Source organism: Pseudooceanicola aestuariicola (genome assembly GCF_045763785.1).
Classification (GTDB): domain Bacteria; phylum Pseudomonadota; class Alphaproteobacteria; order Rhodobacterales; family Rhodobacteraceae; genus Pseudooceanicola.
The window spans coordinates 1-22,145 of the sequence record NZ_JBJGSF010000014.1; the positions used below are offsets into that span (position 1 = coordinate 1).

20 protein-coding genes and 2 pseudogenes are annotated in these 22,145 nt (G+C 58.3%); 1 reads left to right on the top strand and 21 read right to left on the bottom strand.

Features of this window, described 5'->3' with window-relative positions:
* Positions 1 to 81: 81 nt before the first annotated feature.
* Positions 82 to 1,881, top strand: a pseudogene (locus ACI3GR_RS19690) (Tn3 family transposase); the annotation flags it as partial.
* Between the two features lie 63 nt (positions 1,882 to 1,944).
* On the opposite strand, the gene ACI3GR_RS19695 reads toward ACI3GR_RS19690, so the two are convergent.
* The 21 genes and pseudogenes from ACI3GR_RS19695 to ACI3GR_RS19795 all read right to left on the bottom strand — a co-directional run.
* Positions 1,945 to 2,772, bottom strand: a complete 828-nt coding sequence (locus ACI3GR_RS19695; protein ID WP_407496935.1) for a DUF1194 domain-containing protein — start codon at positions 2,770 to 2,772, stop codon at positions 1,945 to 1,947.
* A gap of 69 nt (positions 2,773 to 2,841) precedes the next feature.
* Complete coding sequence (locus ACI3GR_RS19700; protein WP_407496936.1) at positions 2,842 to 5,097, bottom strand: xanthine dehydrogenase family protein molybdopterin-binding subunit; 2,256 nt, start codon at positions 5,095 to 5,097, stop codon at positions 2,842 to 2,844.
* 15 nt (positions 5,098 to 5,112) lie between these two features.
* On the bottom strand, positions 5,113 to 5,559 hold the full coding sequence (locus ACI3GR_RS19705; RefSeq protein WP_407496938.1) for a (2Fe-2S)-binding protein: 447 nt from the start codon (positions 5,557 to 5,559) through the stop codon (positions 5,113 to 5,115).
* A 37-nt stretch (positions 5,560 to 5,596) separates the two neighbouring features.
* Entirely contained in the window at positions 5,597 to 6,391 is a 795-nt protein-coding gene (locus ACI3GR_RS19710; RefSeq protein WP_407496940.1) for an ABC transporter permease, read from the bottom strand.
* Positions 6,388 to 7,113 (bottom strand): ABC transporter ATP-binding protein, encoded by a 726-nt coding sequence (locus tag ACI3GR_RS19715; RefSeq protein WP_407496941.1) that lies wholly within the window; start codon positions 7,111 to 7,113, stop codon positions 6,388 to 6,390. The genes ACI3GR_RS19710 and ACI3GR_RS19715 overlap by 4 nt, the downstream gene beginning before the upstream one ends.
* Positions 7,110 to 7,712: an ABC transporter ATP-binding protein gene (locus ACI3GR_RS19720; protein WP_407496943.1), complete on the bottom strand. Its 603-nt coding sequence runs from the start codon at positions 7,710 to 7,712 to the stop codon at positions 7,110 to 7,112. The genes ACI3GR_RS19715 and ACI3GR_RS19720 overlap by 4 nt, the downstream gene beginning before the upstream one ends.
* Positions 7,709 to 8,455: an ABC transporter permease gene (locus ACI3GR_RS19725; RefSeq protein WP_407496967.1), complete on the bottom strand. Its 747-nt coding sequence runs from the start codon at positions 8,453 to 8,455 to the stop codon at positions 7,709 to 7,711. The genes ACI3GR_RS19720 and ACI3GR_RS19725 overlap by 4 nt, the downstream gene beginning before the upstream one ends.
* Before the next feature lie 10 nt (positions 8,456 to 8,465).
* Positions 8,466 to 9,434: an ABC transporter substrate-binding protein gene (locus ACI3GR_RS19730; protein ID WP_407496945.1), complete on the bottom strand. Its 969-nt coding sequence runs from the start codon at positions 9,432 to 9,434 to the stop codon at positions 8,466 to 8,468.
* A gap of 13 nt (positions 9,435 to 9,447) precedes the next feature.
* The gene (locus tag ACI3GR_RS19735) at positions 9,448 to 9,879 is read right to left on the bottom strand and encodes a cupredoxin domain-containing protein (protein WP_407496946.1); all 432 of its coding nucleotides are present in this window, start codon (positions 9,877 to 9,879) and stop codon (positions 9,448 to 9,450) included.
* Between the two features lie 11 nt (positions 9,880 to 9,890).
* Positions 9,891 to 10,865 (bottom strand): PQQ-dependent catabolism-associated beta-propeller protein, encoded by a 975-nt coding sequence (locus ACI3GR_RS19740; RefSeq protein ID WP_407496948.1) that lies wholly within the window; start codon positions 10,863 to 10,865, stop codon positions 9,891 to 9,893.
* Entirely contained in the window at positions 10,866 to 12,032 is a 1,167-nt protein-coding gene (locus ACI3GR_RS19745; RefSeq protein ID WP_407496950.1) for an ABC transporter substrate-binding protein, read from the bottom strand. It lies immediately after the preceding gene.
* Complete coding sequence (locus ACI3GR_RS19750; protein ID WP_407496951.1) at positions 12,029 to 12,895, bottom strand: transporter substrate-binding domain-containing protein; 867 nt, start codon at positions 12,893 to 12,895, stop codon at positions 12,029 to 12,031. The genes ACI3GR_RS19745 and ACI3GR_RS19750 overlap by 4 nt, the downstream gene beginning before the upstream one ends.
* 115 nt (positions 12,896 to 13,010) lie before the next feature.
* Positions 13,011 to 13,346, bottom strand: a complete 336-nt coding sequence (locus tag ACI3GR_RS19755; RefSeq protein ID WP_407496953.1) for a c-type cytochrome — start codon at positions 13,344 to 13,346, stop codon at positions 13,011 to 13,013.
* Between the two features lie 28 nt (positions 13,347 to 13,374).
* On the bottom strand, positions 13,375 to 15,027 hold the full coding sequence (locus ACI3GR_RS19760) for a PQQ-dependent dehydrogenase, methanol/ethanol family (RefSeq protein WP_407496954.1): 1,653 nt from the start codon (positions 15,025 to 15,027) through the stop codon (positions 13,375 to 13,377).
* A 264-nt stretch (positions 15,028 to 15,291) separates the two neighbouring features.
* Positions 15,292 to 16,194, bottom strand: coding sequence for a helix-turn-helix domain-containing protein (locus ACI3GR_RS19765; protein ID WP_407496956.1), 903 nt, complete (start codon positions 16,192 to 16,194; stop codon positions 15,292 to 15,294).
* A gap of 149 nt (positions 16,195 to 16,343) precedes the next feature.
* Positions 16,344 to 17,489 carry a CaiB/BaiF CoA transferase family protein gene (locus tag ACI3GR_RS19770; RefSeq protein WP_407496957.1) on the bottom strand — a complete coding sequence of 382 codons (1,146 nt, stop codon included), beginning with the start codon at positions 17,487 to 17,489 and terminating at the stop codon, positions 16,344 to 16,346.
* A 3-nt stretch (positions 17,490 to 17,492) separates the two neighbouring features.
* Positions 17,493 to 18,635, bottom strand: coding sequence for an acyl-CoA dehydrogenase family protein (locus ACI3GR_RS19775; RefSeq protein ID WP_407496959.1), 1,143 nt, complete (start codon positions 18,633 to 18,635; stop codon positions 17,493 to 17,495).
* 5 nt (positions 18,636 to 18,640) lie between these two features.
* A complete protein-coding gene (locus tag ACI3GR_RS19780) occupies positions 18,641 to 19,825 on the bottom strand; it encodes an acetyl-CoA C-acyltransferase (RefSeq protein WP_407496961.1) in 1,185 nt (394 codons plus the stop codon).
* A 9-nt stretch (positions 19,826 to 19,834) separates the two neighbouring features.
* A complete protein-coding gene (locus ACI3GR_RS19785; protein ID WP_407496963.1) occupies positions 19,835 to 20,317 on the bottom strand; it encodes an SDR family NAD(P)-dependent oxidoreductase in 483 nt (160 codons plus the stop codon).
* 137 nt (positions 20,318 to 20,454) lie between these two features.
* Positions 20,455 to 21,219, bottom strand: coding sequence for an IS21-like element helper ATPase IstB (istB, locus tag ACI3GR_RS19790; RefSeq protein WP_407496965.1), 765 nt, complete (start codon positions 21,217 to 21,219; stop codon positions 20,455 to 20,457).
* Positions 21,216 to 22,073 (bottom strand): annotated as a pseudogene (locus ACI3GR_RS19795) (Mu transposase domain-containing protein); the annotation flags it as partial. The gene istB and the pseudogene ACI3GR_RS19795, both read right to left, overlap by 4 nt.
* Positions 22,074 to 22,145: the final 72 nt, after the last annotated feature.

Sequence of the window (22,145 nt, forward strand, 5' to 3'; positions counted from 1 at the left end):
CTTGTGTCTCTTCGTAGCCATCTTGGCCCTCCGTTTTCCTTAACATAACGGTGGACCACTTCAGTGGGGGAGGACCATATGGTGACAACCGCGGCCGAGTTGACCGACACGATGGCGGCTGACGCCCTGTCTCATGTCGTTCATGGGTATCATCGGTTCCGGCGCTATACCCCAAGAATGCTGCGGGCGCTCGATATCTGCGCCGCCCCGGTGGCGGCACCCTTGATGCAAGCGACAAAAATTATCGCCCAGGATCGAACTGATGCGCCCCGTCAGGTTGGCTTCTTGCGCCGAACCTCAAAATGGCATCGGCACCTCAATGCTCAGGACCCAGGTGACAATCGGCTCTGGGAGGTCACCGTGTTGTTCCAGGTGCGCGAAGCCTTCCGATCCGGCGATATATGGCTGCCCCATTCCCGGCGCTACGCCGACCTGAAACAGGCCCTTGTGCCTTTAGAGGCCGCCAAGGTGATGCCGCGCTTGACCATGCCATTTGAGCCGGAGGTCTGGCTAGCCGACCGAAAGGCACGGTTGTGCGAAGGGCTTGAGATGTTGGCCAAAGCGGCAAGAACGGGCGCGATCCCAGGTGAGCCCATCGAAAATGGCATTCTCAAAACTGACCGACTGACCGGCGCAGTGCCTGACGAGGCCGATGCCCTGGTACTCGACCTCTACGACCGCCTGCCTGCGGTTCGCATCACTGATCTACTGCTGGAAGTTGATGACGATATCGGCTTCACAGAAGCCTTCACCCATTTGCGCACAGGCGTTCCTTGCAGGGATCGCATCGGGCTGTTGAACGTTCTGCTGGCTGAGGGGCTGAACCTTGGTCTGAGCAAGATGGCCGAGGCAACAAGCTCGCACGACTATTTCCAACTCTCGCGCCTGTCGCGGTGGCACATCGAAAGTGACGCCATCAACCGCGCTCTCGCCATGGTGATCGCTGCACAGTCGGAATTGCCGATGGCGCGGTACTGGGGCAGTGGTGTCACCGCGTCCAGTGACGGACAATTCTTCCCGACAACACGGCACGGCGAGGCGATGAACCTCATCAACGCCAAATACGGCTCAGAGCCAGGGCTGAAAGCCTATACCCATGTCTCCGATCAGTTCGGCCCGTTCGCCACACAGAACATTCCAGCCACCGTGAATGAAGCGCCATACATTCTGGACGGGCTTCTGATGAACGAGGTCGGACGGAAGATAAAAGAGCAATACGCCGACACGGGCGGCTTCACCGATCACGTCTTCGCCGTCACCGCGCTGCTGTCATACCGGTTCATTCCCCGCATACGTGATCTGCCGTCAAAACGGCTCTATCTCTTCGACCCTGCTGCTGTGCCGAAGGAAGTCCGCGGGCTGGTAGGTGGAAAGATCAGAGAAAAGCTGATCACGGAAAACTGGCCGGATATCCTGCGCGCCATCGCAACGATGGTAGCAGGCGTCATGCCGCCAAGCCAACTCTTGCGGAAGTTCGCATCATATCCGCGTCAGCATGAACTGGCGCTTGCCCTACGAGAGATCGGACGCATTGAGCGCACCCTGTTCATTATCGATTGGTTGCTGGACGCCGACATGCAGCGCCGCGCACAAATTGGCCTGAACAAGGGTGAGGCACATCATGCGCTGAAAAACGCCCTCCGTATCGGTCGCCAGGGCGAAATCCGAGACCGAACTTCTGAAGGACAACACTACCGCATGGCAGGGCTGAACCTGCTGGCCGCGATCATCATTTATTGGAACACCAAACATCTTGGCCAGGCAGTTGAAGTCCGAAAGGGCACCGGCTTCGACTGTTCGTCAGGCCTTCTGGCGCACATTTCGCCACTGGGATGGGCCCATATCCTGCTCACGGGCGAATACAGGTGGAAAACTAGGTGATCTACGGGCTTAGGGTGTCATTCTGCACTCAGCCGGACCAGACCCCAGTTAGGAAGTCTATCACTACGGCTCGCGCTGCCAACGCCAGCTGTCTGGGTGCTCACGTGTCAGATCGTCGATCTGCTTGTCATATTCCTCGTCTGACAGACGTTCTCCGATGTCACAGGCGATATTTTGAACGCTTTTGGCCCGATACAACTGCGCACCCAGAAATGCAATTTCATGCACCATTTTTCGCTTGAGCGTTTCCGCAAAATCCCTCGGGTCGTTTACTGCCATTGTAAAAGCGCCGTATCCACCCGTGACGCATTGTTGGAAATACGCCACAAGATCCGGAGCGCTGTCATTCACAATCGGCAACCCATTGATGGTGATGCCTTGGTAAAGAGCGCGCGCGCGCGCCTCTTCAACAGGAGGTCCGGCGTTGTTGTACCCATCCGAAGACAGATCAATCACCCAGCGTTCCGCGAACGGTGCGGTTTGAAACTGCGCTATGGCCTGATCAAGAGCCGAAGAGATTGCCGTTTCCCCGCTGCGTTGCAAAGGAGCCTCGCGCAATTGGTCTGCAAGGGCATTGGCCGCGGTCGCGCTATCGACAATTGTCCACGGGATCAGGACGACCTGCGTTCCGGGCCCCGCCCATTCCAGGTATGTTATGGCCGTACGTCCATGCCGCCCCGATAACATCGCCCCAATCACGTACGGGTCGCGAAAGGCGCTGACGTAGCCTCGGCGTTGGAGGTCAAGCTCATAAGGCCCGACAGAAAATGAAATATCCGCGGCAAGTATCAGCGCAGTATCGACGCGATCCTTTGCGAAGGCGGGCCATGCCAAACCCAGCACAAACCAAGCGGCCACCGTCATCCACCTCAGTGAGGTTCTTGGGGTCATAAAGAACGTCCCAATTTAAATAAGATCAGGGCGCCCAACGCGCCCTGATCGCTGTTTTGCAATGGCCCTTTAGCCCATTGCCGCCTTGACCTTTTCAGGTGTGATCGGCAGCGAGCGGACCCGAGCGCCAACGGCCTTGGCAATTGCGTTGGCAATCGCAGGGCCGACCACGGTAGTCGCAGGCTCACCGATTCCAACCGGATAACGGCCCGTCTCGTGCACGGCGACATCCAGCTCGGGCACATTTTCCATGCGCGTCGGTGTCATACCATCGTAGTTGGTCGCGCTGAGCGCGCCATCTTCCATGGTGACGTCTTCGAGCATTGCAAAAGAAAGGCCCCAAAGCGCGCCACCTTCGATCTGCGCCTTAACGCCATCGGGATTAATCAGCGTGCCCAGTTCCGCAGCCAAGGTCAGTTTCTTGACATCGACATCACCGGTTTCAGGGTCCACCGCAACCTCGGCTGCACAGGCCATCCATGTCGCCGAGTTCCGCTCTTGCGCGGACACACAGGCGACACCAATGGCCTCATTGTCAGCCATCTCTTTGCCATAGCCCGACCGCTCTGCCACGTCCTTCAGCATCGCCGCGAGGCGCAGAGAGCCACCTTCAGTCGCGCCTGCGCCCGCATTCTTGCCCGCGCCGTCCAGCATGCCAAGGCGGAAATCCAGCGGATCGGCCCCGGCGGCATTTGCAAGCTCATCCATGAAGCTTTCAACCGCAAAGAACTGCCACCCCGGAGCCACAGCCCGTAGGTGCCCCGAAGGCGTTGCCGCCTGCGCCACACCGTTGAGCGAGATCAGCGCCTTTTGGTTTTCAATCGAATACCAGTGGTCTGCACCGTTCACGGCAAACGGGTCGAACTTGGCTTCTGCATCGCCGGACAGGTCTGGTGCCATAAAGGCAGGTGCCTGACGGGCCGAGGCTGAAGACGAGGCCGATGAGGACTTCCAGCCGACAATCTTGCCGCCGGACAGGCCCGCCTCAAGCTGCATGCAGGATGCAGGGCGGGTAAAGTCCATCTGGGTGTCAAACTCTCGCGAGAAGAGCAGCTTGACCGGCTTGCCCATCTGCTGCGCCGCCATGATCGACATCATGACATAGTCAGCATCCAGCTTGCGGCCGAAGCCACCACCGAGCAGTTGTTGATGCAGCACCAGCTTTTCAGCCTCGATCCCCATCGCGCCCGCAAGGCCGCCAACCAGTGTTTGGAACTGGTTCCCAGCATAAAGATGCAACACGCCATCGGCGTCGAATTCAGCGGTACAGCACATTGGCTCAAGCGGTGCGTGGATGTTCAGGCCAGTGCTGTAATCGGCTTTCAACACCGTCTCAGCGCCAGAAATCCCTGCATCCGCATCCCCATCGTTGACAAAGATCCGCTCTTCTTCGCCGGTTTCAATCAAGCGCATGCTTTCGGCGTGAATGGCTTCGAGTGTGACGCCAGCATTCGGGCCAAGATCATACTCGATGTTGATGCCGCTGGTCGCCTGGTTCGCCTGCCAATAGCTGTCACCAAAGGCCAGAACCACACCGGTATGCCCGGCAAGCGGGTTGTCGATGACCATATGGCCCTGATAGCCAGCCATGGCTTGCGCCGCGCTGTCATCAACCGACTTGACCGTTGCACCATTGCGCACAGGCGGCGCGATTGGCACGGCAACAACCATGCCCGGACGCACGATGTCGATCCCGAACTGCGCTGTGCCGTCAGTCTTGGACGGAATGTCCAGCTGCGGGATGCTTTGACCCACGTAACGGCGCTGGTCTGCAGTCTTGAGGGTGATGCCCTTAAGATCATCTTCAGAGAAGATGCGCGGCTCCACGCCTGCGGCGATCAACTCGCCATAGGTCATGGATTGACCATTGCCCGAGATAACACCCGCTTCGGCGGTATAGTCCTCTGGTGCGCCACCCATCTTGGCCGCAGCGGCCTCGATCAGTGCAATGCGCCCGGCAGCGCCGGCACGGCTAAGTGCATCAAAGGTCCAGTTCACCGACCAAGAGCCACCCGTCAGGGTGAGGCCGTGGCGCGCATCGATGCCGACATAGTCAATTTCGACCTTGTCCCAATCCGCCTCAAGCTCATCCGCAAGGATCTGCGCAAGCGCCGTGCCCACATGCTGACCCATCTCGGCCTTTGCAATGTGAACGACCACACGGCCATCGCCGTGCAGATCGTAAAAGATGCTGGGCGAGACTAGCGCATCTGCGCCCGCAACAGCCTGACCCGGTGCAACCAATCCATAACCCATTGTCACAGCGGCAGCGGCCCCTGTGGTCACAAGAAAGGCACGGCGGGAGATTTTCGTTTGTTCTGTCATCTGAAAGTCCTCCCCTTATGCCTTGGCTGCGGTTTTGATGGCGGCGCGGATGCGCGTATAGGTCATGCAGCGGCACAGGTTGCCGTTCATCGCATCGGTAATGTCTTCATCGGTGGGGTTCGGGAGTTTGGCAAGCAGGTCAGCCGCCTGCATGATCTGCCCCGACTGACAGTAACCGCACTGCGGCACCTGATGTTCGACCCAAGCCTTTTGCAGCGGGTGATCGCCGCCCAGACCTTCGATCGTGGTCACTTCGGTGCCATCCTCGAGATCTTCGAGATAGGTCTGGCAAGACCGAATCGCCTCACCGTTCACATGAACGGTGCAGGCCCCACAGAGGCCAGCGCCGCAGCCGAATTTGGTCCCAGTCATGTTGAGCTCTTCACGGACGACCCACAGCAGTGGCGTGCCTCCGTCAGAGGTGACCGAGGTTTCGGTCCCATTGATGATAAGTTTTTTCATTATTTCCTCCCTAGCGTTTGCTTGGTCTTGGTTTGTGTTATCGCTTGAACCCCAATGGTTTTGATTGTTGGGGGGCATAGGCCCGTGAGGCCAACGCGAAAAACACGGTGGCGCAGCCGAGAACGACCAGCAGGGGCACCAGAGCAAAGCTCTGGTACGCCGAATATCTGATCAACTCGACAGCATAGGTAAAAGGGTTGAGTGCGCAGATATCATGCAAAAGCTCAGAGCTTTCGCGCATCCGCCACAGCGGGTAAAGTGCACTGGATAAAAAGAACATCGGGAATATCACAAAGTTCATGACCGTCGCGAAATTCTCAAGCAGCGTAATCAAGGACGATATCAAAAGCCCCAGCGCTCCCAGCATGAAGCCCGACAATACAATCGCGGGGAACACCAGCGCATATCCATTAAGGGGCAGCGCGACGTCAAAAATCCGGGCGATGGCAAGAAACGCATAGACCTGCAAGGTTCCGACAAACACACCCGCACAGAGTTTGCAAAAGAGCAGCCAGCGGCGCGGCAAAGGCGCTGTCAAAAGCAGCCGCATTGATCCCATTTCCCGGTCATAGACCAGCGACAGCGAGGATTGCATACCATTGAACAACAATATCATCGCGCACAGTCCCGGCACGATATAGACCTCATAGGTGATGTAGGTCTGATAAGGCGGAATAATGGATATGCCCAACGCCGCGCGAAACCCTGCGGCAAAGATCACGAGCCAGACCAGGGGCCGCACCAAAGCCGAAAGAAACCGCCCGCGCTGTGTGAGAAAGCGGCCTAGCTCTCGCATCGTGATAGCCTGAAAGGCAGTGACATAGGGCGTCATGCGGCTGCCTCCGCTTTCGATGTCAGCACTAGAAATGCCTCTTTCAGTGTCCCGCTCGTTGCCAATTCCTTGGAGTGGCAGTCCCGCAGGATGTGCCCATGATGCAGCAGAAGGACGCGATCATCAGGTCGAATTTCGTCGACAAGATGCGTTGCCCACAGCACCGTGACCCCTTCGGCCGCTAGGTCATGCACGTGGTGGGTAATCGCATCACGGGAGGCGGCATCGAGCCCAACAGTCGGCTCATCCAGCAAAAGCACCTGTGGTTCGTGGATCAACGCGCGTGCAATTTCCATCCGCCGCCGATGCCCCCCGTTCAAAGCGCGCACCTTTTCGGCTTTGCGCTCTGCCATCCCCAGCCGGTCCAGTGCGGCCTCAATGCGGCGTGCCGCTTGTTTCCCACTCAGCCCATGCAGCGCCGCGAAATAGGTCATATTGCGCCAGACCGACAAATCCAGATCCAGCGTTGGCTGCTGAAACACAATGCCCAACTGCGCCAGTGCCTTTCGTGGGTCTGTGCGCAAATCAAAGCCCGCGAGCGTCAAACGACCCGTTTGCACCGCCTGCAAATGGGTCAAAAGCGAAAAGAGGGTCGACTTGCCCGCACCGTTTGGTCCCAAAAGTGCACAGAATTGGCCTGCCTCAAGTGAAAAAGAGACATCGCGCAGCGCCTGTTTTCGACCATAGCTGTAGCTAAGACCCTCAACATTCAGCGCGCTCATAGCGTCACCTCCCGGAGCGTTGCGGGGCTACCAAACAACTCAACCGTTTGCCCGGCCAACCGGGCCGCCTCCGCCCGGTCATGGGTCACGAGCAGCACAGCCGGGGCGTACTCTTCGACCAGTGATTGCGTGAGATCCAGCATTTCACCGTGAATCTCTGGATCAAGCGAGGTGAACGGCTCGTCCATCACCAGAAATTCAGGCTGGCCCAAAAAGGCGCGCGCCAGCGCCAAACGGCGCTGTTGACCCAAAGACAGCTGACGCGGCCAGAGGTCTGTTTTGTCCGCAAGTCCAACACGCCCAAGCATATCACGCGCCTGTGCCTGTGTGGCATCGGGATGCATCAAGGTCAGGTTGGCCAGAACCGAACGCCATGGCAGCAAAGTAGGTTCCTGAAAGACCAGACCAATCCGGGGCGGTACCTGCACTGAACCGCTGAACTTCGGGTCCAATCCGGCGATGATGCGCAACAATGTAGACTTACCAATGCCGGAACGACCAATGATGGCCATGGCCTCGCCCAGCCCCAGCGAAAAGCGGACATCTCGCAGCACCTCGGTTGCGCCGAACCGCTTAGACTGAACATCGACCGCGATCACGCCACCCTCCAACGGCGGCTTGACCGCTCCCAGGGTTGCAAGACGAACCATTCCACGAGCAGCATGATCGCGATGAAGGAAAAGGCATAGACCAGCACCATGCTCACATCGAACAATTGGAAATAGAGGTGGATTTGAAATCCTACCCCGTTTGAACGGCCTAACAATTCAACAACCAGAACGATTTTCCAGATCACGGCAATACCGCTGCGGGCGGCGGCAGCGAAATAGGGGGCCAACTGGGGCAGTTCGACATGCAATAAGCGCCAGATCGGGGCCATGCGGTAGACCATCGCGAGCGCGGCGATATCCGGCGAGCGTGCGCGTGTTCCTTCTCGGATCATCACCGCCACATTGGGCACTTTATTTAGCGTCACCGCAGTGATGGCGGCGGTCTCGTTCAGCCCTATCCACAGATAGCACAGAACGATCAGCACCAGCGCCGGGAGGTTGAGGAACACCACCAGCCAAGGGTCCAGCCAGTCATTCAGCGCCTCAGACCGCCCCATCGCAAAGCCGAGGACAACCCCGAGGCTCATGGCGAGGCAGAACGCCCAAAACACGCGCAGCAATGTCTGGCTTAAGTGATAGGTCAACTCCCCAGACTGAAGCTCTGCCCAGAACGGGGCCAGAAGGCTACCCGGCGTGGGCAGCACTGCAGGATCAACTGTCAAAACGGCCAAGCCAAGCCACATCACGAGAAAGCCCGTGATCGAGATCAGCGTTATGGCCGTTTTGCGCATCATGTTGGCATTACTCGAAATTCAGGAATACGCCCTCGGGCAGTGTGTTCGCCTCACCCACCAGCTTGTCACCGCCAAGTTTCGCCATAACGGCAAGCATCGCACCGGCGGCTTCCTCATCAACCGGACCGGCGGCTGGGATACCTGCGCGCCAATCATCGCGCAGGGTTGTGAATTGGGTGTCATTCTTGGCGTTCATCCGCTCGCGGATCGCCTCCCATGCGGCATCATCGCTGCCGAGCACCTCTTTGGCACCACTGGATGCAAGATACAGCCCTTTGGCCAGTTCGGGATGTTCCGCGACAAAACTGTCCTTCATCACATAGCCCAAAAGCGGCGTTGCAGGGTCAAGACCCAAAGCCGTGGCTGCATCTGATACGGAAATGATCTGACGCATGCCTGCCGATTTCATCTTGGCAAGGAAATGCCAGAAATTAATCGCGCCGCCCAACTCGCCCTTAAGTCCCGTCTTAAAGATCAGGGGTGGTGCGCCAAAGACTTGCTCGGTCGCGGCTTTCAAATCCATGCCATATTCCTGCTGCGCATAGGCGCGCAGGATCAGCCAGCTTTTATCAAGCGGCCCGCCAGCGATCCCCACCTTGGTACCAGCTAGATCGGTCAGCGTTTGTACCGCGCTGTCCTTGGGTACAACAAGACCGCCGACGGCTGTGGAATAGGGGAACGTGGCAAAACCCTTGCCAGAAGCCCGTTGCCGCGCGGTCCAGATCCAATCGGCCACGACCACATCCGCCTCACCGCCCTGAAACGCCACACGCGAGGCATCCCCGCCTGCATAGCCCTGCACCACCAGCTCAAACCCGTTGGATTTGTCGAGACCAAGCCGCTTGATCGTGTCCAGCTCCCAGTTCACGGTGCCAATCTTCAAGACAGCAACGCGGAGTTTTGGCAGATCGTCGGCTTGCACCAGCGTTGCACACATAAGAGCAAATGACGTTACAAAAAGCTTGAGAAAGCGCATGATTGGGTATCCCTTATTGGATTTGGATTTTGATCTGTTGGCTTTCGCCAACGGAGCCGGGGATTTTCAGCACATATGAGCCAGGTTTGATCGCGACAAATCCAAGCTCCAGCTCACCCGCGTCATCGAATTCAAAGCTATCAACGGCCATGGGGCGTACTTCGATGTCGTTGATGACAATCTCATCCATCCAGATCGCGCGAAAAAAATCCGGCCCGCTAAGCGCCAGTTCCGCACTGCCATCCGAGGTGATGATCATCTCATAGTAAGCGCCTGATTGCAGGACTACGTCCTCACCGAGCGGCTTGCTAGAGCCAAGCGTCAACTCGATATCATCGCCTTTGTTGCAACCGGCCAAAAGTCCTGCAAAACCCAAGTTGTCACATAGCGGGGCAGCTGATGCCGGGGCGGCGGCAAGGGCCAAAGTAAATGCCAGATGCTTCACGTCTTTCTCTCCTATTTCACGCCGGCCGCGACAACCACGCCCCAGGGCTGTTGCCCCACAGGAATGGACCGCACGGCCTCTTGTTTCGCGACGTCAATCACGGTGATGTCGTTGGTGTTGCCATTGGTGGTCAGCAAGAACTCTTCGCCGGGGGTAAAGGCCAGTTGCCAGACCCGCTCACCCACCAGAATATACTTCACAACCTCAAGCGTCTGGGCATCGACCACTGCGACTCGGTTCGAGGGCCCAAGCGCCACGAAGAGCCATTTGCCATCCGACGTGACCTTGGCCCCCACGGGCTGAAGCCACTCGGGTTGAACACCCGGCACCTCGAAACGGATCTTGCTCACCTCGGTTGGCGAACCGTCCTCGGCGATGTCAAAAACCGAAACGGTGCCGCCAATTTCCGCGGTCACAAACAGGCGTTTGCCGTCTGAGGTGTACTCGGCATAGCGCGGGCGCGAGTCGACGAGCATGTTGTACTTGATCGCATTCGTTTCCGTGTCGATGAAATGTGCCATGTTCGTGGTTTCGGACGTGTTCACCACAAAGGCTGAATTGGGGCTGATCGCCATGCCTTCGGGTTCCACGCCCACCGGGACCTCTGCCAGAACCGCATGGGTTTCGGTGTCGACGACCGTGACAAGGTTGTCGTCCTCATTGGCAATATAGAGACGGCGACCATTCGGCTCTAAAACAAAGAGTTCAGGGTCGGGGCCTGAGGGCAGTGTGTGCAGTTCCTCATAGGTTTGCGTATCGAACACGCGAACAAGGTTGTCATCGCTGGCGCAGACATAAAGCTTGGTCCCATCTGGGCTGACAGTGATGCCGCGCGGGCGCAGGCCCGCCTGAAACTCGGTCAGCACCTCCCAAGATGTGCCGTCAATCACCGTCACAGTATTGCCGCGTTCGTTGCTGACAAAGATACGATCCGCCTGCACGACTGTCGCAGCGAGCATCAGAGAAAGGGTCATGACAAAGCGCATCTAATTCTCCCCTGTAAATGCAGTGCATTTGCTTTCGGGCCGATCCAGTCCAAGCGTGTCCAAGAGCGAAAACTGATGCAAAAACCCCTCTTGCGGAGAAACGCTTGCCGTGATGCGCCCGTCATAAAGCAAGATGGGCTGCCGCATTTGCCCGTTCCAATCTCGGAGAGTCAGGGGTTGGCCTTTGAATGCGGCCAATTCGAACGCATCGCTCAGCATATAGGCGCGCAATGTTTCTGGATCGTCCGAACCGGTGCGCACCACCGCCGCACCAACCGATCGCAAGGCAAGCCAAGCGTCATAGTCGGCTTCTGTCACGTAGCGTCCCGCCAACTTTTCAAATCGCGTTTGAAACTGGGTGCCGCCCCATGCCTCAGAAGCGGCACTAAAGCTGACAGGGCGCAAGCCGCTCGAGCCCATTACGGGGCGCGGATCCCGCAGATGAAAGGGCAGATAGGGCGCGAACACGTCAGACGCATCGGCGGCGATGACCATGTCATGGCGCTTGGCATTCTGCACCAAAACCGGGATCTGCCGCTGCACCGCAACATGGCCAGTATCGGCGCGGCGCGATCCGCCTGTGTCGAGGATTTCGCGCTCTTCCGCGATCTTGAGCCCGAACTTTGCGGCCGACCGGCGATATTCCTGCGCCAAAGTCAGATCAGCCGGGTTCGATCCATGCACCAAGAGCCAGCGGTCCCAACGCTTATACGCAGCGAATTGCGCAACCGCATCCGCGCGCATCGCGTCGCTTGGGGTGAAATGCAAAACATTGGCGCGGCATGCGGTATCGCGCAAAACGGTGTCGGATGCTCCGGCATTCAAAAACAGTGTCTCAGGCGCGGCGTCTGCGAGGTCTAGCAAGAGGCCCGCCGGGGCCGAGACAACGATAATCTTTGCGCTGATTTTTGCCAAATCCTCAAGCGCCGTCTCAGGCGTGCTTGCGATGGTCGTTAGCTCAAAGCTATGCCCCAAAAATTGCCCGGTGGTCTGGTTGTCTTGCGTGGCCAGCGCTGCCCCCGCGAACCCCAGATCGGCAGGCTTTTCCTCAAACCGAGATATGGGCGCCAGTTGCGGCGTATCCACGCGCAGCATCGCAGCTTTCAATTCGGCAGCGTCTAACGGTGCAGCAAGTACCAATGCGAGAGAGAACGCCAAAAACCTCATCTTGCGGCCCTGAGCGAGGACAGTGTGAACTCTGGTGTTAGCGCTTCGAACTTGGGGGCGGCGTAGGTCATGCCCTCAACCTCAGCAATGCCGGGGAGAATGCCTTGGTCCAAGATATCCGTCAGCGCATCATTCAAAGCATTCCTTAGATTGGGGCGCGATGACAGCACCGCTATCCCAATGTCCATCCCGACCACATGTCGCCAATCAGCCAGCCGCAGCGCCGTGAAAGGATTGGCTTTGCGATGCGCGTCGAATGCAGGCACATCAACGATGGCAAGCTCTGTTTTGGCCTTTTCAACCTCCCACAAGAACCCGGCTCCGGGGTTCATGGTGACCAGCATCGCGCGGTCGACGGGTGCAACCTGCAAAGTGGCAATCGCCCCGGAAAGCGTCCCCTGCTGCAGCGCCAATTCGCGTGTGCCAAGAGCATCAATTCCACTCGGCTGAGCAGTTCCATCCCAATAGACCAACCCGATCTCGGACCGCATATACCCACGCGTTACATCCACCGGGAACACATCGACAAAGCCCTGAAGCGTATCTTTCAAAAGCCCTGTGTCAGGGTCAATCTCTTGCGGCATATCCAGCCAGCGCGGCAAGGACGCACGTTCAAAATCAGGAACACCGACCGAGTTTTCGTAGCGCGGATGCCCCGGAACCGCATCACACAGCCCATGCGACAGCATCGCGTATGTTTCACGCACCGGATCGCTTTCTTCGTCCAGATCGTTTTCGATCCACAAAACGTTCAGCGGCAAGCCCATTCTTTGGGCGATCTCTTCGCTCAGGCGATAGTCAAACCCACTGCCGCCGGTCAACCTGCGACCCGCAACCACGCCACCATTGCGTGGAAGGCACATCGTCAGCCTATCGGGTGTTACCAAATCAGGTAGTGGCTCAGCCAAGGCCCCGCTGACCATCATCAGCGAGAGCGCGCCAAAACACTTGAAAAGGGATACCAGCCGCAGCACGGGGTTAACTCCCGTCTCCGCCATCGCCTGTTTCTGCCAAGGGCTCTTTCCCACCGCGCGTAGCCACATAGCGCCACAAGGCATCGATTTCGTTTTCCAGCAGGATATCACCCCAAGCCGGCATATCGCCCTTGCCTTTCAGCACAGCGCTATAAAACCCATCTTTGTTATCAGTGGGCCATTTGCGCAGGTCATAGGAACTAGTCCCGGGGTTGACCATCTTTGGACCGTGGCAATGAGCGCAGAAGTCTTTGTAGGTTTTGACCCCCAACTCCAATTCTTTTGCTGCCGTTTCCTCAGCGATCACTGGCGCCGAAAAAAGCGCCAGTGTCACAGTCATCGTTGCGATTGACTTCATTTTTTTTGGGTTACTCCGCCAACTTGAATGTCCAAAGCGCGCCGCCCGCAGGTGTTTGCGCCAAACGTTCATCACCAGAGAACTGCGTGTAAACCGCACCTGAACCCACAGCGAGCGTGACGTATTGGTTGCCATCGGCTTCCCATGTCATTGGCTGGCCCACGATGCCCGTGCCGACATTGAACTCATAGACCTTTTCGCCGGTTTCCGCGTTGAACGCCTCAAACTCACCGGACTGCGTGCCGGTAAAGACAAGGTTACCACCCGTGGACAGAACGCCTGCAAAGCGCGGCACAGCTGTGGTGTCTTTCCACTTCGTCGCCCCAGTCATCGGATCAATCGCGCGCAAAACACCGCGGTCACCTTCAGGCCAATCCCAGCTGAACTCGGCCCCGAAATAAAACACACCAGCACGGTAGGTCGGCTCAACCGCTTTGTAGTTCATGCCGATGTTCAATGTGTTCACAAACACGGTTTCCGTATCGGGGTTAAAAGACATGGGCGCCCAATTCTTGCCGCCAAACGCAGACGGCCAGAACGTTACCTGCTCGCCAGAGCGGGCCTGAGCTGCCATCGCCGTTTCATTCGGACGACCTGTCTCAAGGTCGATGCTGTCGGCCCAGTCAACACGCTCGATGAACTTGTTGGCCGCGACCAGCTTACCGGTGTCACGATCAAGCACGTAGAAAAACCCATTACGGTTCGCTTGCATCACAACTTCTTTGCCGTCCAGTTCCCCGAGCACCAATTCATTGGTCGCGTCATAGTCGAACGGGTCGTTTGGCGTGGTCTGGTAGTGCCACTTGATCCCGCCGGTCTTGGGGTCCATCGCCAAAATCGAGTTGGTATACAGGTTGTCGCCCGGACGCACACCCGCGTTCCAAGGACCCGCATTGCCGGTGCCCCAGAAGACGGTGTTTCTCTCTGGATCATAGGTGCCGGTCAGCCATGCGGGGCCGCCGCCACGTTCCCAAGCGTCACCTTCCGGCCATGTCTCGGACCCCGGCTCGCCCGGCTCCGGCACTGTGTAGGTCCGCCAAAGACGCTCACCGGTATTGACATCGTAGCCTTCGATATAGCCGCGAATACCGTATTCACCGCCGGAAATCCCAACGATCAGCACACCGTCAGCAACCAAAGGCGCGACGGTAAAAGAATAGCCGCCTTTGAAATCAATGGAGTTGGTTTTCCAGATTTCTTCGCCGGTCGCCGCGTCCATCGCGACAACATTGGCATCCAAAGTGGTGCGGAACAGCTTCCCGTCATACATCGCAACGCCGCGGTTCACGATCCCGCAGCAGGCAACGCGCGGAGTCTCTGCCGGATACTCAAGCCCAACTTTCCAGATCTGCTTGCCGGTCATGGCATCGACAGCCATTGTCGATTTGTGGGTCGTGACATACATCACGCCGTCTTTCAGAAGCGGAAAGCTCTCTTGGCCGCGGCTGTCGTCAAGGCTGTAGACCCAAGCCGGAACAAGCGCGCCCGCGTTATCCGAATTGATCTGATCCAGCGGGCTAAACCGCTGCTGGCCGTAACCCATTCCATAGGTCAGGACATCACCGGTCGTTGCAGTATCATTGGCCAAATCAGCCGCACTTTGCGCATTTGCAGCGCCTGAAAGCACAACGGACACGGCCAAGGCCGAGCAAAATAGTTTCATGTTATCTCCTCCCAATCGCTTTCAGCGATCAATGCATTGGATCGCGCAACTCTTTGACGATCGCGCTTCTCGCACATGCGAGTATATCAACTTTGCCGCCCCAAGCCTTGGAGCCACGCGTCAAAGACACTGCGTTTTGCGCCAAAAAAATTGTTTTTTTTCAGTATTATCTCGACAGAAATAGACTTTCAGCTAATGCCAAAAGCGCGTCAAAACACATTGCATGCTGTTAACCAACACACTTTTCTAATGAGAGAAACGGCCTTAATGCCGCTGCTGAAAGTATTCCGTTGGGGAACGTTCCAAAATTCGGCGGAACACACGGTTAAAGTGTGCTTGGTCCGTGAAGCCAGATGAATAAGCTAGCGAAGCCAGCGAAACCTTGTCGCCTAGGCGATCAGCGCGTTTTTTGCAGGCTATGAAATACAAAATGCGCCGTGATTGAACTATATGGCTAAAGCTAGTGCCTTCTTGTTGCAAGTCACGTTGAAGCTGCCGCCGCGACATCCCAACGCTCTTCGCAACGAAATCAAGCGAGAGGTTCCGCGATTTTAGGTTGCGGTCAATCGTCTCAACTATAAATCTATATCGCGCTGCGCGGTTTGACATCTGGCCGATATGTGTTTGCTCAGGGTCCTGGCCAAAGACCATACTCACAAACTCAAGCATATCGTCCGGCCGAAAAGCCAAAGCATCATGAGTGCTATCGTTCAGGAGCAAATTCCGCAGGCTGGATTGTAAGGGGTGCCTCTTTGACACCTTCTTGCCTGCAAAAAGCGCACCTTTACCTGCCTGAATACACATACTGCGCGGCAGATGCAGAGAGACGAGCCCCGAGGTCTTGCCGTCAAAGATCATCTCAGCCGGTTTTGTTGAATCCAGAAGCAGAAGGTCGCCGGGCTCCAGAAGTTCTTCGCGCTGGTTGTGAGATATCCCTGTCACGCCATTGGTCTGGCACAACAAAAAGAAATGCTCTGCATCATCGCGTCTGATGCCGCGCTGGTTACGTTCAATTCTGTCAATCTTACAACTTAAGGCGGCCATATCGAGGCCATAGCGATCCAAAACGTCAAACCTCTCACAGTTTGAACGTCGCGCTGTCGGCTCGCTGTAATAGTGACCACAGCAGTCTCGTAGGGCTGCGTTCCACTCCTCATAACAAATCATGTTCGCCCTCCTCCCAAGCGATGCACGGTAGCCTGCACAAAAGTGATGCAGAAATCAAGAAAGTCACGTTTGGCCTGTTTCGCGTCCTTCCCAATGCAGTTTGGAAAGGGGGGCGCCCGGTCCCGGTTTCGCACCGCCTCGCCACAGTGTTAACCCAATGTCACGTCGCGCAGAACATCTCCGTGCTGGAGGCTGTTGATGCGCTGCGGGGAGATACCCCATTCAGTGAGCACCTCCTCAGCGGTTTGCGTGTTCATATGAGGCTCCCGCGCGGCGCTGCGAGCAAAGCGCGGGGCGGGCGCTGGTTGCGCAATGCCCTGCGGCGCTGCGAATAGGGCGCGCTCTGTGTTCTCAGGCGCATGTTGCGCCTCCTCCCATGTCAGAACAGGGGTCACACAGGCATCCGAGCCCTCAAACACGGCCTCCCAATGGCGGCGGGGCTGGGATTTGAAAATCGCCCCAACACGCTCCCTGACCCGGGGCCATGCCGCTTTGTCAGCTTGATCCACTTCGGCCGGATCAATCCCAATCCCGTCCAGAAACAGCGCGTGAAACTGCGGCTCCAGCGCGGCAACAGCCATAAACCCGCCATCGGCGCATTCATAGGTGCCGTAGAAATACGCGCCGCCGTCAAACAGATTGTCCGCGCGCTGATCCGTCCAGCCGCCAGCGGCCCGCATCCCATGGATCATCGACGTCAAAAGCGATGCACCATCGACCATCGCCGCATCGACCACCTGACCGGGGCCGCCCGCGCGCGCATGAACGATTGCCGCCAGCATGCCAAAGGCCATCATCATCCCGCCGCCGCCAAAATCACCCACGAAGTTAATAGGCGGCACAGGCGCCTCGGCCGGACCGATGGCCGCCAAAGCCCCTGTCATGGAGATATAGTTCAGATCATGCCCCGCCTGATGGGCCATAGGCCCGGTCTGCCCCCAGCCGGTCATGCGCCCAAAGGCCAGCTTTGGATTACGCGCCAAGCACGGCTCCGGCCCCACGCCAAGTCGCTCAGCCACACCGGGGCGAAACCCTTCGATCAAGCCATCGGCCTGCGCCACAAGATCAAGGATCAGCGCCTGACCATCGGGCGATTTAAGGTCGACCGAAATCTGGGGCCGGCTGCGCGCAAGTACATCCGCATGGGTGTTGATCGCGGGCAAGTCGCGCTTGACCTTCAGAGGATGCACGCGAATGACCTGCGCGCCGTGATCGGCCAGCATCATCCCCGCAAAGGGCGCAGGGCCAAGCCCGACAAGCTCAACAATCTTGACCCCGTCTAAAGCGCCAGCCACCCGTTAGCCCGCCGCGCGCATCAAATCGCGGGCGATGACAAGGCGCTGGATCTCGCTGGTGCCTTCGTAGATCTGGCAAATCCGCACGTCGCGGTAGAGCCGTTCAACCGGGTAGTCGCACAGATAGCCGTAGCCGCCAAAGATTTGGATTGCGGCGGTGCAGACCCGCTCTGCCGCCTCAGAGGCAAAGAGCTTGGCCATTGAGGCCTCTTGCAAGCAAGGTGCGCCTGTGTCCTTTTTGGCAGCCGCAGACCGCACCAGAAGACGCGCAGCTTCAATATCAGTCGCCATGTCGGCCAGTTTGAAGGACACAGCCTGTTGATTTGCAATCGGCCCGCCAAAGGCCTGACGTTCGGCGGCATAATCGCGGGCCAGTTCAAAGGCTTTACGCGCCATGCCAACCGCTTGCGCTGCGATCCCGATCCGCCCGCCTTCGAGATTGGCAAGAGCAATCTTGTAGCCCTCCCCCTCTTCGCCCAGCAGGTTTTCGGCAGGCACGCGCATGTCGGTAAAGCTGAGTTGGCACGTATCAGAAGAGGCGATCCCCAGTTTATCCTCGACCCGCACCACCTCATAACCGGGCGAATCCGTTTCAACGATAAAGGCGCTGATGCCTTTCTTGCCCGCCTCTTTGTTGGTGACGGCAAAGACAATAATCAGCCCGGCATTCTTGCCCGAGGTGATGAATTGCTTGGCCCCGTTGAGAACGTACTGATCGCCATCGCGCACCGCCGTGGTCCGCAGGTTCGAGGCATCAGACCCGGCCTGCGGCTCGGTCAGGGCAAAGCCGCCGATCCACTCCCCGCTGGCCAAACGCGGCAGGTATTTCTGCTTCTGAGCCTCGGTGCCAAACCGGACAATCGGCACGCAGCCCACCGAAGAATGCACCGACACAATCGTCGAACAGGCCCCATCGCCTGCCGCAATCTCCTCCAGCACATTGGCATAGCTGACAACATCGCTTTCAATGCCACCATATTCCTCGGGCACCAGCATGCCGAGAAACCCCAACTGCCCCATCTCATCCAGTTCCTCGCGGGGAAAACGGGCGGTCTTGTCTCGCTCTTCTGCGCCGGGCCAGAGCCGATCCTGAGCAAACTGCCGGGCCACGTCCTGCATGGCAATCTGAACGTCATCAAGAACCATCTCGCTTACTCCATCAACTCTAAGGCAATCGCAGTGGCTTCGCCGCCGCCAATACAAATCGACGCCATGCCCCGTTTGGCAGACCGGGTGCGCATGGCATTGAGGAGCGTGACCATGATTCGCGCGCCAGAGGCGCCAATGGGATGCCCAAGCGCACAAGCCCCGCCGTTCACATTGGTCGCCTCATGGGGCAGACCCAACGATTTGATCGCGGCCATTGCAACCACGGCAAAAGCCTCATTGACCTCAAACAGATCATAATCGCCGATCTCGGTCCCGGTTTTGGCCAGCAATTTTTCCACCGCCCCAATCGGAGCCACCGGGAATTTGTCCGGGGACATGCCGTGACTGGCATGACCAGTAATGCGCGCAAGCGGCGTCAGGCCCTTGGCCTCGGCCACGCTGGCCCGGGTCAGAACCAGCGCCGCCGCACCGTCTGAAATGGACGAGGCATTGGCCGCCGTCACCGTACCGTCCTTGGCAAAGGCAGGGCGCAGGGTGGGGATCTTGTCACGCTTGGCATTGCGCGGCTGTTCATCACTGTCGACGTGAAACGTCTCGCGGCGGGTCTTGACCTCAACCGGCGCAATCTCGCCCGTCACATGACCGGTCACCTGCGCCGCCAAAGCGCGATCCAGCGAGGCAATCGCATAGTCATCCTGCGCCTCACGGGTGAATTGGTAATCCGTGGCGCAGCGTTCGGCAAACACACCCATCAGCGTGCCGCGCTCATAGGCATCTTCGAGCCCGTCAAGGAACATGTGGTCCTTGGTCTCGGCATGGCCCATGCGCAAACCGTCCCGCACCCGCGGCAACAGATACGGCGCGTTCGACATGCTTTCCGTGCCGCCAACAAGCGCCATGTCAATGCTGCCCGCCGCCAAAAGGTCATGGCCCATCATCGCGGTCTTCATACCCGAGCCGCACATTTTGTTGACTGTGCTCGCCACGGCATCCACGGGCAGTCCAGCCCCCAGAGCCACCTGACGGGCGGGGGCCTGCCCCTGCCCCGCGCCCAAAACATTGCCAAAGATCACCTCGTCAATATCCTCGGGCGCGCACCCCGCCTCAGCAACAGCCGCGCGGGCCGCGACGGCCCCCAATTCGGCAGCACTCAAGCCACTCAACTCGCCACCAAGCCCCCCCATCGGGGTCCGCTTGGCACCTGCAATTACAATCGGATCGGTCATGGTCGCCTCCTACCTTGGGGCCATGCGCAGCGCACCGTCGCGCCGGATCACTTCGCCATTCAATGTTGGGTTCGCAAAGATATGTTCCACCAGCGCGCCGTAATCAGCCGGGTCTGCCAGCTTCGAGGGGAATGGCACCTTGGCCTCCAGCGCTGTGCGCACATCTTCAGGCAAGCTCGCCAGCATTGGCGTATCAAAAATACCCGGGGCAATCGACGCAACCCGAATACCCTGCCCCGCCATATCCCGCGCTGCGGGCAGGGTCATGGACGCCACCGCCCCCTTGGATGCGGCATAGGCAATCTGGCCTATCTGCCCATCATAAGCCGCAATAGAAGAGGTGTTCACAATCACACCGCGCTGGCCTTTGCTGTCAGGCGCGTTCTGAGCCATATGCATCGTCGCGGCGCGCATCATGTTGAACGTGCCAATGACATTCACGTTGATGACCCGCTTGAACGCCTCTACATCATGGGGCCCTTTGGACGACATGTCAACGGCGGCGTAAAATCCGGCCAGTGGGGCGGAGCAAAAGTCTGCCAGTTAAGCGCGTGCGCCTTGGAGCGTGCGGCCCTCATCTAGCAAGCACGTTCCAAGGCGCATTGGCCGTCAGGCCAATTCTGTGAGGATCAGTTGTTTGTGGTGGCGAGGCGGGCCCGGCTCTGGTTGAGACGGTAGCTTTCGCCGTTCATTTCCAGGATGTGGACGTGGTGGGTGAGCCGGTCCAAGAGCGCGCCGGTCAGGCGCTCGGTGCCGAAGGTTTCGGTCCATTCCTCGAAGGGCAGATTTGATGTGATGAGTGTTGAGCCACACTCGTAGCGCTGCGAGATCAGTTCGAAGAGGAGTTCGGCGCCGGTTTTGCTCAAGGGGACGAAGCCCAACTCGTCAATGATCAGCAGTTTGACCTTGGCCAACTGGCGCTGGAGGCGCATCAGGCGTTTTTCGTCGCGGGCCTCCATCAATTCATGGACCAGCGCGGCGGCGGTCACGAAGGTTGTGGGCATGCCTTTCTGGCAAGCGGCCAGCCCCAGGCCGAGAGCAACATGGGTCTTGCCGGTGCCGGACAGGCCAAGCGCGATCACATTCTCCTTGCGCTCGATCCATTCGCAGCGCGCCAGGTCCAGCACCATCATCTTGTTCAAAGACGGGATCGCCTTGAAGTCGAAGCTGTCCAGGCTCTTGATGGCGGGGAACTTCGCCGCTTTGATCCGGCGTTCGACCATGCGCCGTTCCCGGTCGATCAGTTCCAGCTCGGTCAGACGAGCCAGGTAGCGCACGTGATCCACACCTTCAGCCGCGCAGAGCCGGGCCTGCTTGTCATGTTCACGCAGGAAGGTGGGCAGGCGCAGGGCCTTGAGGTGATGCGCGAGCAGCAGTTCCGGGGCGTCGGTCATGCCTCGCCTCCTGCCAGCAGGCTCATGTAGGAAGACGCTGACGTGGTGGTGATGTTGGTTCTGGGCAGGAACGGATAGACATCCAGATCGAGCCGGGGTGGCCGGCGCTCCACCCGGCACAGGACAAGGTGCTTGATCGCGTCGAAGCTTATCGCCCCCATTCGCAGGGCGTCTTTGACGGCCAGATGCAGCACCTCGATCTCGAAGCGCTCCAACAGGCGCAGGACCTGCACATACTCCCGTTTGCCGGCCTTGCCCTGCCGCGCTTCCAGCAATCGTCGGAGTGTGGCGAAGGCCTCGGGCAATTCCCAGCCCTGCAATGGAGCGGCTTGATCAAAAGACATGATCTTGCGCTCGATCAACGGCAGGTAATGCAACGGATCGAACACCATGTCGCCCGTGTCGTAGGAGCGCGGATGTTCGGCGATCACCTCGGCACTGCTGCCGATGACAACGCGGGTCACGAAGCCTTTGATCCAGACCTCCCGGTGGCCATAGGCAACCGGCACCGAGTAGTCGTTGCCGCGATAGCGCACCACTGAGGTGGAGGTGACCTGGCCGCTCTTCAGATCACAGGCCTCGAAGGGGACTGCGGGCAAATCCCGCATCGCCGCCAGATCAGCCTGAAGCCGTTCGCCAATACTGGTCTTATGCCCGCGCAGTACATCACCCTGCCGTTTGCGGCATTGTTCTTCCAGGTAGGCGTTGAATGCGTCCCAGTCCGGAAAGGACGGGACCGGCACCATGAAGTTGCGTCGCGCGTAGCCGACCAGACCTTCCACGGCCCCCTTGTCATTGCCCTTGCCGGGGCGCCCATAGCGGTCTCGGATGACGTAATGCGACAGCAGCGCTGTCACTGTACCCTAATTAATCAGATTCTGCGGATTGGAAGCGTTTTCGGCAGATTCTGTACCCTTAATTGCAAT

What these genes read in the sequence shown, in the direction of transcription:
- ACI3GR_RS19750 (WP_407496951.1), bottom strand. Translation starts at nt 12,895, where the DNA reads ATGTGCCTTCCACGCAATGGTGGCGTGGTTGCGGGTCGCAGGTTGACC.
- ACI3GR_RS19705 (WP_407496938.1), bottom strand. Translation starts at nt 5,559, where the DNA reads ATGAAAAAACTTATCATCAATGGGACCGAAACCTCGGTCACCTCTGAC.
- ACI3GR_RS19765 (WP_407496956.1), bottom strand. Translation starts at nt 16,194, where the DNA reads ATGATTTGTTATGAGGAGTGGAACGCAGCCCTACGAGACTGCTGTGGT.
- ACI3GR_RS19725 (WP_407496967.1), bottom strand. Translation starts at nt 8,455, where the DNA reads ATGCGCAAAACGGCCATAACGCTGATCTCGATCACGGGCTTTCTCGTG.
- ACI3GR_RS19715 (WP_407496941.1), bottom strand. Translation starts at nt 7,113, where the DNA reads ATGAGCGCGCTGAATGTTGAGGGTCTTAGCTACAGCTATGGTCGAAAA.
- ACI3GR_RS19700 (WP_407496936.1), bottom strand. Translation starts at nt 5,097, where the DNA reads ATGACAGAACAAACGAAAATCTCCCGCCGTGCCTTTCTTGTGACCACA.
- ACI3GR_RS19745 (WP_407496950.1), bottom strand. Translation starts at nt 12,032, where the DNA reads ATGAGGTTTTTGGCGTTCTCTCTCGCATTGGTACTTGCTGCACCGTTA.
- ACI3GR_RS19775 (WP_407496959.1), bottom strand. Translation starts at nt 18,635, where the DNA reads ATGGTTCTTGATGACGTTCAGATTGCCATGCAGGACGTGGCCCGGCAG.
- ACI3GR_RS19760 (WP_407496954.1), bottom strand. Translation starts at nt 15,027, where the DNA reads ATGAAACTATTTTGCTCGGCCTTGGCCGTGTCCGTTGTGCTTTCAGGC.
- ACI3GR_RS19740 (WP_407496948.1), bottom strand. Translation starts at nt 10,865, where the DNA reads ATGCGCTTTGTCATGACCCTTTCTCTGATGCTCGCTGCGACAGTCGTG.
- ACI3GR_RS19755 (WP_407496953.1), bottom strand. Translation starts at nt 13,346, where the DNA reads ATGACTGTGACACTGGCGCTTTTTTCGGCGCCAGTGATCGCTGAGGAA.
- ACI3GR_RS19695 (WP_407496935.1), bottom strand. Translation starts at nt 2,772, where the DNA reads ATGACCCCAAGAACCTCACTGAGGTGGATGACGGTGGCCGCTTGGTTT.
- istB (WP_407496965.1), bottom strand. Translation starts at nt 21,219, where the DNA reads ATGACCGACGCCCCGGAACTGCTGCTCGCGCATCACCTCAAGGCCCTG.
- ACI3GR_RS19785 (WP_407496963.1), bottom strand. Translation starts at nt 20,317, where the DNA reads ATGTCGTCCAAAGGGCCCCATGATGTAGAGGCGTTCAAGCGGGTCATC.
- ACI3GR_RS19780 (WP_407496961.1), bottom strand. Translation starts at nt 19,825, where the DNA reads ATGACCGATCCGATTGTAATTGCAGGTGCCAAGCGGACCCCGATGGGG.
- ACI3GR_RS19710 (WP_407496940.1), bottom strand. Translation starts at nt 6,391, where the DNA reads ATGACGCCCTATGTCACTGCCTTTCAGGCTATCACGATGCGAGAGCTA.
- ACI3GR_RS19730 (WP_407496945.1), bottom strand. Translation starts at nt 9,434, where the DNA reads ATGCGCTTTCTCAAGCTTTTTGTAACGTCATTTGCTCTTATGTGTGCA.